Annotated in this window: 9 protein-coding genes; 2 read left to right on the top strand and 7 right to left on the bottom strand. The window is 57.2% G+C overall.

The window, feature by feature from the left end; all coding sequences use genetic code 11:
* Positions 1–68: 68 nt before the first annotated feature.
* Complete coding sequence (locus tag ACQKLP_RS03705) at positions 69–833, top strand: class I SAM-dependent methyltransferase (protein ID WP_427320169.1); 765 nt, start codon at positions 69–71, stop codon at positions 831–833.
* 24 nt (positions 834–857) lie between these two features.
* Positions 858–1,466 (top strand): hypothetical protein, encoded by a 609-nt coding sequence (locus ACQKLP_RS03700; RefSeq protein ID WP_427320167.1) that lies wholly within the window; start codon positions 858–860, stop codon positions 1,464–1,466.
* A gap of 73 nt (positions 1,467–1,539) precedes the next feature.
* Here the strand turns inward: ACQKLP_RS03700 and ACQKLP_RS03695 are convergent, their stop codons facing one another.
* From ACQKLP_RS03695 to ACQKLP_RS03665, 7 genes are all read right to left on the bottom strand, one after another.
* On the bottom strand, positions 1,540–2,316 hold the full coding sequence (locus ACQKLP_RS03695; RefSeq protein ID WP_427320165.1) for a sterol desaturase family protein: 777 nt from the start codon (positions 2,314–2,316) through the stop codon (positions 1,540–1,542).
* Between the two features lie 69 nt (positions 2,317–2,385).
* Positions 2,386–4,878 carry a zinc-dependent metalloprotease gene (locus ACQKLP_RS03690; protein ID WP_427320163.1) on the bottom strand — a complete coding sequence of 831 codons (2,493 nt, stop codon included), beginning with the start codon at positions 4,876–4,878 and terminating at the stop codon, positions 2,386–2,388.
* 18 nt (positions 4,879–4,896) lie between these two features.
* Positions 4,897–5,427, bottom strand: a complete 531-nt coding sequence (locus ACQKLP_RS03685) for a hypothetical protein (protein ID WP_427320161.1) — start codon at positions 5,425–5,427, stop codon at positions 4,897–4,899.
* Between the two features lie 19 nt (positions 5,428–5,446).
* Entirely contained in the window at positions 5,447–6,157 is a 711-nt protein-coding gene (locus ACQKLP_RS03680; RefSeq protein WP_427320159.1) for a hypothetical protein, read from the bottom strand.
* A gap of 10 nt (positions 6,158–6,167) precedes the next feature.
* Positions 6,168–7,640 (bottom strand): RagB/SusD family nutrient uptake outer membrane protein, encoded by a 1,473-nt coding sequence (locus tag ACQKLP_RS03675; protein WP_427320157.1) that lies wholly within the window; start codon positions 7,638–7,640, stop codon positions 6,168–6,170.
* Between the two features lie 10 nt (positions 7,641–7,650).
* Positions 7,651–10,986 carry a SusC/RagA family TonB-linked outer membrane protein gene (locus tag ACQKLP_RS03670; RefSeq protein ID WP_427320155.1) on the bottom strand — a complete coding sequence of 1,112 codons (3,336 nt, stop codon included), beginning with the start codon at positions 10,984–10,986 and terminating at the stop codon, positions 7,651–7,653.
* Between the two features lie 308 nt (positions 10,987–11,294).
* Positions 11,295–12,452 (bottom strand): FecR family protein, encoded by a 1,158-nt coding sequence (locus tag ACQKLP_RS03665; RefSeq protein ID WP_427324355.1) that lies wholly within the window; start codon positions 12,450–12,452, stop codon positions 11,295–11,297.
* Positions 12,453–12,517: the final 65 nt, after the last annotated feature.

Here is a 12,517-nt window from a genome sequence, read left to right as displayed (position 1 = left end):
GATCGTTACTTTCGTGAACGCCGCCCAAAGGAAACCATCGATTTGCTCATACATCCCAAAAAGAAACCATGACATTTAAAGATTTATTCTCCGTCCAATCCGCCAGCTACGCGAAATTCCGTCCGGATTACCCGCCGGCGCTCTATGCCTGGCTCGCTTCGCTAACGCCGGGGCATGCCCAGGCCTGGGACTGCGGTACGGGCAACGGCCAATGCGCCGTTCACCTCGCCGGATTTTACGAAAATGTGTATGCCACCGACCCCAGTGCGCAACAGATCGCCCATGCCGCGCCACACGATCGCGTCCACTACGCCGTGGAGCCCGCGGAAAATTGCGGGCTGCCGGATGCGTCGGCGGATTTGGTGACCGTCGGCCAGGCACTCCATTGGTTCCGGTTCGAAGATTATTTCCGGGAAGTGGCGAGGGTCCTGCGGCCCGGGGGGCTGTTCGCCGCATGGACGTACGGCCTGCCGGAAATTTCACCGGAGATCGACGCGCTGGTGCTTCAGTTGCACGAAGGCCCGCTCGGCAGTTACTGGCTGCCGGAAAACCGCATGATCGAAAAAGGGTACGCGGATATCCCGTTTCCCTTCCCGCTGATCGCCGCTCCGGATTTCTATGTGGAAAAATCTTTCTCCCGCAGCGATCTGTTCGGGCTGTTCGACACCTGGTCGGCCACGCAACGCTATATCGCCGACCATGGCCGGCATCCCGCGGAAGATATTACGGCTCCGCTCATGGCTGTTTGGGGAGAAAATGAAGTAAAAACCTTCCGCTGGAAGCTCGTCGTGAAAGCAGGCCGGCCGCATGAGGCACCGAATTTGCAGCGCTAAGGGAAGCATCAAACCCATATCCGCATGAAAAACTTACCGATAGCCATCTTCGCTTGCGCTGCCCTGGCGGCTTGCGGTCAACCGGAACCGAAACAAACGTCCCAGACCGCCGTTCCGGCAATGGAAGATACGCTCGCGCAAATGCCCGGTGGCGGCCCGAAACAGCAATCCAGCACCAACGAACAGCTGTTCCGCACCACCCTCGCGGCATTCCGCACCGCCGCCACCGCCGGTGACCACGCCACGCTGGAAAAGATGATCCGGTTCCCGCTGCAGACGGCCCCCAAGTGGAGCGATGAAGATCTCCGCAACGGCACGGCAGACACGGTTTCCGGAAAACTGACCGAAAAACGGTTCCCGAAATATAAGGACAACATCTTCAGCCCAGAGATCAAATCCGCGCTCGAAAAGGAAAATGGCGAAGAAGTCCGCGAGATCGCAGTGGGCAGCGAAGATGACTACTACAGCCGCCTCCGCGCTGGGCTCGACAGCTCCGCACCGCTTTACGAAGTCTATCATCAATTCCCCGAAAAAGACGGCAGCTCGGATACTTATTTCGCGTTCATTTTCGGGAAAGTGGGCCAGGAATACAAGCTGACGGGATTTTATACGAAGTGGCCCATCCGGGATTAACGAAAAACAGGAAGCCGGGGAGGCTTCCTGCAATGCGGCGTCCGGAAACGGATGCCGGATCTTTACGTGGACTTTATATGCGGGAGGGGCCGAACCGCCGCGCCTGTATGCGATCGTACTCGCCAACGTAATCGGGATGTTCGGTCCCCATCCACCGGTCCCACACCCGGAAATACAATCCGTAATTCCCCCTGAACTTCAGGTGATGGAAATTATGAAACGTGGATGTGTTGAGGATTTCGAACATCCAGGTACGCCGGAAGAACTTCGGCATGATCTCGTACCCTAAATGACCGTACACATTGATGACGAGCGACGACAGCGCGAACAGGCTGATCGCCGCCGGATGCATCGGCATGGTAAATACGAGGAGCGGCACAACGCCCCCTTCCGCAATGGCCTCCAGTATATGAAAGGAATATGCAGTGAATGGGGAAGGATTCGTCGATTTGTGATGCACCAGGTGCGTCAGCCGGAATAGTTTCGGATGATGCAGCACGCGGTGCATCCAGTAAAAATAGGTATCGTGCACCACCAGCGCCAGCACCACACTCCATCCAAACCACCACAAAGGATAGTCGTTCATTCCGGTATATACGAACGTATACGGCCGCACGGCGTCAGACAATGCCAGGATGGCCATTGCCGCCAGCATCACGCTGGAGGAAGATGAGTGCATGATCTCCCGGAAAAAATCGTTCCGCCGTGCTTTCCGTTGCTGGATCTTGCTGGCACCGAGCTTCGGCGCGAGCATCCAGTAAAAAACGAGAAAGGCCGTTCCGGCGATAAGAAAATAACGGACCATCGTCCAGGCTGTTTCTAGCCCCAATTGTTGCAGTAGCTGGTGCATGATGTGCCATACGAAAATAGGGAACCCGGCGGTTGACCACACACCGGGCCCCTCTGTTAAACAACTGTTTTATTTCTTTTTACCACCCGCTTCGAACGTATCGCGGATACGCTGGCGCAGATCTTCCAGGTGGATTTTGCTGAAGCGGTCGGTAGCTTTGGGGATCGCAGCTTCGATCTCTTTCTGCAAATCCAGCAAATCCATGCGCACGAGCGAGAAGGCATCGTTTTCCGTAAAGTCTGCCGATGTGCCCATGATGATCGTACCCAACGCGCCCACGTAGCTTTTCTGCAGGTTGCGGCGATAGTGGCTGGTGATATTGCCGGTGGCAAGCTCTTTCCAGATCATGTTGTGGAGGGAAGCGAGGTATTCTTCCGGTTGCAGGGCCTTGTCGCCAAACTGGTTGCGCAGGCTGAGCAGGCGCGTGAGAATGGCGACGTCGAGCAGGGAGTTGAGGGTTTTCACCTGGATGTCTTCCACGAAATCGGGATACGCCGGCGGATTGATCATCATCGTCACCGCGGGGTCCAGCAGCCAGGTGGGCGGTGTAAATACCTGCTTGTCGAAGAAGGAAAGGATTTCCAGCTGGAGGGCTTTCGATACCGGTGCCAATACTTCGCCCTGTGCGCGCTCGCTGCGCGGCGTCCAGGTTTTGCTGCCGATGTAGGCCACGTTGTGGGAAAGGTAGCGGGTGAACTGGCCTTTCAGTTCCGCGTACAATTCTTCCAGCGATTCAAACTGTCCGCCTTCTTCCTTCGTCCATTCAGGCAAGTTTTTCAGCAGGCGTTTCAGGTTCTCGATGCCGTAATTGCCTGCTTTGGCGGGATTGTCGCCCAGATCTTCGCGCTGGTTGCGGGGATCGAAGGAAAACTTCTCGCCGTCGCCGAAATACAGCAGCGGGTTTTGCGCGAGCCGTTGCGTGGTGAGCGCGTCCATCAGTTTTTTGTCCTCCTCGAATGTTTTGGCGCCGTTGAAGCGGTACCCCCATTCGATGGCCCACCGGTCATACTCCCCGATCTTCGGGAACAGCAGTTCCTGCGGGATATTGTCTTCCGGCTGCGCCACGTAGTTGAAGCGCGCGTAATCCATGATACTGGCGGTGTGCCCGTGTTTGGCGAGGTATTTTTTGCTCCGCATGCTGTCTACCGGCGTACGGCTGCTGCTGCCGAAGTTGTGCGCCAGGCCGAGGGTGTGGCCTACTTCGTGGCTGGATACGAAACGGACCAGTTCGCCCATGAGCTTATCGTCGAAGCGGGGCTTGCGGGCCTGGGGGTCGTTCACGGCCGACTGGATGAAGTACCAGTTGCGGAGGAGCTTCATGATGTTGTGGTACCACCCGATATGCGTCTGGAGGATTTCTCCGCTGCGGGGGTCGTGGATATTGGGGCCGTATGCATTGGGAATATCGGAAGGGAGGTAGCGGATGAAGGAGAAGCGCGCATCGTCCATGTCGATGCTGTCCGATTCGGGCCATTCTTTTCCTACGATGGCATTTTTAAATCCGGCCTGTTCGAACGCCTTCTGCCAGTCGTTCACCCCGGCGATGAGGTATTTACGCCATTGCTTCGGCGTAGCGGGATCGATGTAAATCACGATGGGCTTCGCCGGCTCCACCAGTTCGCCGCGTTTATACCTCGCCATATCTTCCGGCTTCGGCTCCAGGCGCCAGCGGTGCACGAAGTTCCGCTTTTCCGTTCGCTGCTGGTTGTCGGCGAAGTAGAAAGCGTAATCGGCCAGGTAACCCACGCGCTTGTCCAGGCCCCGCTGGACCATGGGCTGTTCGGGCAGGAGGATGAAGGAAGTGTTCGTCACCACGGAAGCGGGCGCATTGGCGGGAATGCCGAAATCGCTGTTGCCTTTGGCGCTGCCGTTTTTGCTGATGCGGAATTCCATGTTGATGGGGTAGGCTTTCACCGATTCCACCAAAATGTCCTTAAAGGTATTTTTGTCTACCACTTTCGAATTGTACTGGTCATTCACATCATTGAACAGCCCGATGGCGTTTTTGATGTAAGGGCCCGCATCGATCACGAAGCTTTTGCCGTCTTTCCCGTAAGCCCTGATGGGGAATACGGCGGCCACGGCGTTGTAATACGAGGCTTCCACGGATTTGTAGATCTGCTGGTCTTTGTCCGCCATCCCCATCACGGAAATATACATCAGCCGGATGGTGGAGTCTGCGTCATTCTTCACGAAACGGACGGTTTGATGGCCGATTTCCTCGCCGCTGTAGATATTGGCGCCGCCGGGGCCTTTCACGAGCCGGTTGATAGCCTGAATATCTCTCCCCAACAGTGTTTCCGGGATTTCGAAATAGAACGTGTCGCGGTTTTGGTGAACGGTGAAAAGGCCGCTCCGCGTGATATATTCTTTAGTGACCACTTCGCTGAAAGGCTTGATGGTATTGCGCGGGTCCGCTGCGGGAGCGGCCGGCTTTTTGGTCGTGTCTTTCACTTCTCCGGGGATGAATTCCGCGGGGATCGGGATGGGGACGGTTTGAGCGCGTCCCTGCGCCGCAACCGCCAGCAGTGCGCCGGCGAGCATAATGGAACGTATGTTCATAGCTGGTTCGTATGGGTATTATTGCATCCGGGCGCTGGCCTGGATACCGGGTAATTGATGCAGTTTCTGGATGTAGGCGGATGCGCGGGCGGATGATCCTGCGTCGTAGAGGAAAATCAGCGGGGCCGATTGTCCGAAGGCGCTGGTGGCCAGGAAGGTTTCGCTGCGGAAGCCGGCGCCGCGGCCATCGCGGAGATCTACGAGCACGCCGCTGAACCCTTGCTGCTGCAGTATCTGGATGGCTCCCGGCGCAAAGGGCTCATACATCTTCACCAGTTGCATCGCCATGGAGTCTGCTCCTCCGCCGGAAAGGGCCACGGAATAAAAGCGCCGGCCTTCCACGAGGGTATCGCCGTAAGAGAAACCCCGGTTCCCGGGCGCTATCGAAATACCGCCATCTGCAAAGCTGGCGGCACTTTCCCACTCCACTCCGCCGCCGATCATCTTCGGCAGTTTCTTTCTTTCCCCGGGCGAATCGGTCGGCGCACAACCGAAAAAGGTCCCCGTTAGCAGCATAAGGCATGCTGCCTGATTAATGAATCGCGTCATATGGTTTATTGTTTTTCTGCTATTTATGCGGTATCAGCATTACTGACAGGCCCTGCGCATCACCGATGAGCGCCAGGGTAAAATTCTTGTTCCGCCAGGCATTGGTTTCCACGTTGCTGCCTGGTGCGGTAACGATATATCGCGCGGCTTCTACACCGCTGGAACTGTAAATGAAACGTACGGTCATATCTCCGGCAGCGGCATTTGCCGGCATTACCTGGAACCCCGTATACCCGCGGTAAGCAAGCCCCGCGGCGGTTTCCTTTCCGTTGATCTCCACTTTCATGTCGGGCAACCCGGCCGACAAATGCATGAACCGCAGTCCAAATGTACTGTCGGCCAACCGGTGCCACGGCAGCTGCTCGGAAATCTGCAACAGGTCGGGGTGCTGTTTCGTTCCGCTGACAAACACCGACTGCATCTGCCCGGCGGCCAGTTCCAATTGCAAAGCCGCCATGGCTTTCACAGTATCCGGAAATGCGAACAGCCGGAGGCGATGCGTTCCCGCCACATATGCCGTGAGCTCATGGTCCGACGGAATACCGTACATCAACCGCTGAACGTCCAGGTAATACATTTTCGACGGGTCCATACCATAATCGGTCACAAGTTGCGGCGCGTCGGTCACTGCGTTGTGGATACGCAGGAACGCGGGCCTGGGAGCACTACGGTCTTTCCCGCAGGAGGCCGCGGCAAGGGCGGCTATGAGTATACAGGCAATTTTTTTCATGTCGTAATGTTTAATAGCCGGGATTCTGCTGCAGGTTCGGATTGTTCAGCATTTCGTTGTGAGGGATAGGATAGAGGAACTGGTAATCGCCCGCCCATGGCTGCTTCCAGCTGCAGGCCGACAATACCGCCCGGGCTGCGCCTGTTCTGCGGAGGTCCATCCAGCGGTGGCCCCATTCACCGAATAATTCCACCCTCCGCTCATGCATAACGGCGGCTTCCACTTCCGCATCCGTCAGCGTAGCGGGCAACGGCTCCGTGAGGCCCGCGCGGGCGCGCAGGAGGTTTACAAGGCGAAGGGCTTCCGTCTTGTCCCGCGAGCCTTTCAGCACCGCCTCCGCACGGATCAGATACACTTCCGCGAGGCGGACCATCATGTTGTACTCCGTCAGTTCCCCGCCGGCCACGGCCGAATGCTTGCCGGTTTTGTACTTGTAAGGATAATATTTCACGGTCCCGGTGAAGGTATTCGGCCCGCTCCATTGCGCTTTCCGCAAATCTCCCGGCTCGAAAGCCGCCAGCAGCTCATCGGTCAGGTACCAATACAAACCTCCCGTAGCCAGGGGGGTCGGCAGCAGCTGCGAGCCTTCGGCACTGGCGTTCCCGATATACCGATGCGCAGCATCCTGCTTCAGTTGCCAGATCGCCTCCGGGCTGTTTTTCAAAAACACATCGCCGGGCTGCCCTGCCAGGGCGTAGTTGGCATTTTCGATCACTTCTTTCGCCAGCGTTGCGGCGCCCGGCCAGTTTTGATCGTAGAGATACACGCGCGCCAGCATGGCTTTCGCGGTTGATTTATTGGGTTTGATGCGCTCGCCGGATTGCGTGCCGTAATCCTCATCCAACAATTCCACCGCTTGCTGCAGATCCGTCCGGATTTGCGCCCACACCTGGACAGCGGGCGTTTTGGGCATGAGGCGCGTTTCGTTGAAATTGGTCGTCAACACCAGCGGCACATCACCGAAAAGGTTCACCATCTGGAAATAAACGAACGCGCGAATGAACTTCGCTTCTCCCGTCAGCCGGACGCGGACGTCGCTCGTGAGTTTTGCCGACGTGGAAGCGGCAATGCCTTCCAGCACCGCATTCGCATCGTAAATATTCTTGTATGCGGCTTCCCACATTTTATAGGTCACGGATGAGCTCATCTCCCGCGACAAACGGTTGGCGGCAAAATCCTGGACAGGCCTGTTGTTCGTTTGCGCGAAGCGGTAATCATCGGCCGACATCGCCGCCAGGATACTTACCACACCGCCGCCGATGGAGGAAAACGCAGGTTCTTCCACCTGCTCACCGTTCACCATTTTGGTATAAATACCTGCCATGGCGGAGATCGCTTTTTCATTCGAATCGAACACTTTCGCCGTGGTGATGCTGCTGATCGGCTGGTCGATGTCCAGCAGTTTGTCGCAGCCGCCCGCGGCCAGTGCAACGGGCGCGACGGCAAGCAATAATATCTTTCGGATGTTATATCTGTGTTGCATGAAGATCAGGTTATAGTTGAATGGATACGCCACCGGTGAATGCTTTGGCCGGCGGCATCATGCCGAAGGCGTACGACTCGGGGTCCAGGCCTTTGTAATTGGTGATGACGAATACGTTCTGCGCCTGTACGAAGAACCGGCACCCTTTCAGCCGGGCCGCTTTCGTCCAGCTTTCGGGAAGCGAATAGCCGGCGGTGAGGTTCGTGAGGCGGAGGAATTTCACATCCGTATATATGCCGTCGGAATCGCGCAGCAGGTTATGCCCGGCCTGGTCTTTGGTGCTCAGCGCCGCGAATTTCTTTTGATCGCCGGGCTTCTGCCAGTAGTTGCCCAGCAGCTCTCGCGGCTGATTGTTCATTTTCCCGGGATAGTCTGCCATGAACACGGCGTCTGTCTGCCATTGGCGGCGAAAGGTAAATGCGGCGTGGATGTCGAACCCGCCGATCGTCAGCCCGGAGCCGAAACCGCCGAAGTATCTGGGCGACAGATCGAGTGCCACCGCACGGTCGTCGAACCCGGAAAGCGGCTGCTGGCTGCCGTCGATGTTAACGGTACCGTCTTTCGTCACGTCTTCGAACACATACCTGCCCGTCATCGGGTCTACACCGAGGCTGCGGAGCAGGTAGCGGGTGTTGAGCGAACGGCCTACCAGGTATTGCGCGGCATACGGCGACCGTTCGATGCCGGGATAGGAAACGAGCGTATTCCGGTTTTGGGAGATGTTGAACCAGGCGGTCCAGCGGAGCTTTTGGGTTTGGATGAGCGTAGCGTTCAGCGCAACTTCCACACCGCTGTTCTCCACGTTCGCCGGCCAGTTGGCCACTACCGATTTGAAACCGGTCATGATCGGCGTGGGGAATTCCGTGAGCTGGTTGTTGCAGCGTTCGTTATAATATGCCAGTTCCAGCGTGATACGGTCTTTGAGGAATCCGGCAGACAGCGCCGCTTCCCATTTTTTGTTCGCCTGCCAGTGGTAATTGGGGTTGACGGCGATCTGGCTCGTCAGCGGCGGAACGCCATCATACGGATACATGAATTCGTTGCTGACGGTGTTGGACCATTGCGTGAGGTATTTGTAATCGCCTACGTTATCGCTGCCGGTGATGCCGTAGCTGCCGCGGATTTTCAGGAGCGATACGGCTTCCGGCATCCAGGACTTCACGAACGCTTCTTCCGACGCGATCCAGGACGCCCCTACCGAACCGAAATTGCCGTAACGGTTAGACGGCCCGAAACGGGAAGAACCATCGCGGCGAACGTTCACATTCAGGAAGTACCGGTCCATCAGGTTGTATGTGGCCCGGCCAAACAGGGCGGCGTATTTATACTGGCCGTAGTAGGCGGTAACGAGGTGATAGGGCGCCAGCTGGATGGATTCGATGAAATCATCCGACGCATATCCATATCCCACATAAGTATTCGCCTTCGTCGTATTGTACTGGTAAGTGGCCCCGGCGAGCAAGCTCAGCTTGCCTTTCCAGATATTGTGGTGATAATTGACCTGCGGTTCCACGATCCAGTTGGTGATGTTGTTGGAACCGGAACTATGCCAGCCCATGGGGAAAGAAAGCGGGTTTTGCGCCGCCAGCGGAAGGAGCGACTGTACACTGTTCTGGATGTTGTTGAAACCGATGTTGGAAGAAATGGACAATCCGGGCAGCAGCTCGTAATGCAGGTTGAGACTGCTGGTGAGCAGGTGCGTTCCCGAGCTGGCGGGCGCTTCCAGTGTCTGGAAAGGGAAATTGCTGCCGATGCCCGCGTCGTTCCATTCCTTGTAATTCAGCTTGCCGTCGGCACCATAGATAGCCGGCGCGTTGGGCGCGATGGTGAATGCGGGAACGGTGGGCCGGGTATCCACTTTCGACCAGGAATAGTTATTGCTGAACTGCAACCTGAATTTTTTACTGATGGATGAATGCCCGATGTTGGTGGCGAGGCTGATCCTTTCGTTGGAGCCGGAGGTCGACAATATCTCTTCCTGCCGTTCGTACGCCCCGCTGAGCCTGAACTGTGTGTTGTATCCGCCGCTGCTGAGGGAGAGCATGGCTTTGGTGATCTTCCCGGTTTTCCCCCACATATCTTTCTGCCAATCGGTATACCGCGTTGTGTCCCAAACCGTGAGGTCGGGCGCAGTGGCGGGGTTGGCGATGAGGCCGTCGTTGGCGAGCGCTTCGCGGCGCAAGGCCAGGTATTCTTTCGTATCTAGGAGGTCCCAATACCGGTCGATGATGTTCATGCCCTGTGAGATATTCACATCGAAAACGGACTGCCCCGCAACTTTCGCTTTTTTGGTGGTGACGAGTATGACCCCGTTGGCGCCGCGGGAACCGTAGATCGCCGTTGCATCCGCATCTTTCAGCACTTCGATGCTTTCGATATCGTTGGGGTTGATGTTGAAGAAAGGGCTTTGTCCGCCGTTGGACGTACCCACATCGCCCTGCATCACGCCGCCGGAACCGCCTTCATAACTGCCCGTGCGCTCCATCAGGGTCAACGGCACGCCGTCGATGATGTAGAGCGGATCGCTGGTGAAGCCGCCGTTGATGCTCTTACGCCCCCGCAGCTCGATGCGCACACGGCCCGCCGCGCCCCCGCCGATCGGCGTCACGGAAAGGCCGGGGACCCTTCCCTGCAGTGCGATCATCGGGTTCATGTTATTCTGCCGGCCGATGTCTTCCGCGCCGACTTTTGCGATGTTACCTGTAGCGGAACGTTTGGTGGTTTTGCCATATCCCTGGACGATGACCTGGTCCAGCTGATTGTCTGCCGCCTGCATGATCACCATGATCTCTTTCTGTCCGCTCAGCGGGTATTCCCCGGTCATATACCCGAGATAACTGACCACAAGCACGTCGTTGGGATCGATGCCTTTGAGGGAGAACTTTCCGCCGCCATCGGTGAGCGTTCCTTTGCCGGTGCGTTTCACGATGACGGACGCATTGGCGAGCGGGTCCATATCGGCATTGAGCACCATGCCGGAAACCTCCGCGGCGGAAGGAGCCTGCGCCCCTTCCCCGGGACCTGCGGCGGTAGTGGCGGGGTTTTCACGGACAGGACGGGCAGCCACGAAAATGGTTTTGCCGTCGATATGATAAGTGAGCGGCTGGCGCTCGAACACGAGATCGAGAAAGTTGCGCAACGGCATGTTTTGCGCCTGCAGCGATACGGGCCGGGCATTGGAGAACAGGGTGCTGTTGCCGAACACCACGAATCCCGTTTGCTTTTTCACGGCAGAAAAAACCTGTCCGAGCGGGATGTTCTTACCGGAGAGCGTTACCGTCTGGGAAACGGCCTCGGCATGGAGGTTCAGGAAAGCTGCGGTCAGCAGGAAAAAAGTCAATCTCATCGCCAGAACGAATACTTTGCTGTGGGCGCGGCGCCCCGCCACTGCTCGCGGCAACACCGCAGACATAATACTGGTCGGTAACCGGCGTGCTACGGGCCGGCCATGGGCGGCGCACACGGAGGCGCCATACCCATTCGCAGTTTTTTGCATAACTTGCATGAGTTTGGTTGAAAAAAATTACCAGTCTGTGATTTCAGTTCAGCCCGACATTCACCGGAAGCGCTTCGACCCGCTTCCGGTTCTGTTTTTCAGGGCATCCCCATTCCGGCAAACCTTACAGCCCGCCGGGCATCTTTTCGGATAACAGTTTATGGATAAACGACCAGCTTTCTGCCCTCTTCCATCCTGAAGCGGACACCCGCTCCCTCCAGGCCTTTGAGCATTCCGGCCAGGCTCACGTCCCTGCTCATGGCGCCGTAAAAACGGATATCGGGAACGCCTTTTTCGTATACGATCGTGATGTCGTACCATCTCGCCAGCTGCCGCATCGCTTCTTCCAGCGGCATACCATCAAAATCGAACAGTCCGTTTTTCCAGGCTACGGCTTTGTCCGTATCCGCCTCCCGTACTACCGCGACACCGTTTTTCACGTTCGCCTGCTGTCCAGGCACGAGGGTTACCGTACCGGTGGTGCGTACCACTTTCACGGAACCCTGCAACAGCGTGGTTTTCGTTTCGTTATCGTCTGGATAGGCGTTGATATTGAATTCAGTTCCCAGCACTTCCACCGTTGTTCCGCCGTTCACGACGGCGCGGAAAGGTTTCGTTTTGTCTTTCGCCACTTCGAAATACGCTTCCCCGGTAATCTCCACGCGCCGTTCACTGCCGTTGAACGCGGTGGGGTAACGGAGGGAGCTGGCAGCGTTCAGCCAGACTTTCGTGCCATCGGGCAGGCGGAGCTGGTATTGACGGCCGCGGGGGGTGGCCATAGTGTTGAACTGTACTTCGTTGCCGGCGGCAGCGGAAGGGTCGTAGGTCAGTTGCCCGTTCCTTACGGCCACGAGCGCGCCGGCTTGTGCGCCGATGGTATCGTTTTCCAGGGAATCGAGGCGTACCTGCCGGCCGTCTGCCAGTGTCAGCACGGCGCCGTTGCTGCCGGGGCTGATCTGTTCGAGCAGTTGGGCCGAGGGAACGGTGGGTTTCTTTTCCGGCTGCAGGAACCATACGCTGATGCCGATAATGGCGGCAGCGGCGGCTGCCCAGCCCCAGGTGCGCATTTTGCGGAAGCGGGGCTCGCGGGCGGGGATGGCTTCGTGCCCCAGAATGTTGCGGAGCCGCGATTCCAGGCGGAGACGGAGGTCTTCGGGCATAGGCTCCTCATAGCTGCGGTCCAGCTGTTCGAAGATGAGCTCCCCGGCAAGAGGGGCCGTATCTTCCTCCGAAAGCCACGCCACGAGCCGGTCCACCTCTTCGGGAGAACAGTCGTTGTCCATCAGTTTCCGGTACAAAACGGCATATTCGTTCATTGGCTCCACAGTTCCATTTTAATAAAGACGTTTCGGGATTTCCAGGAAGGGGGGTATGGAGAAAA

This window comes from Chitinophaga sp. NPDC101104 (genome assembly GCF_050277495.1).
Lineage (GTDB): Bacteria > Bacteroidota > Bacteroidia > Chitinophagales > Chitinophagaceae > Chitinophaga.
The sequence above is the reverse complement of the archived record's forward strand: the minus strand, read 5'-3'. Positions and strand labels throughout refer to the sequence as shown.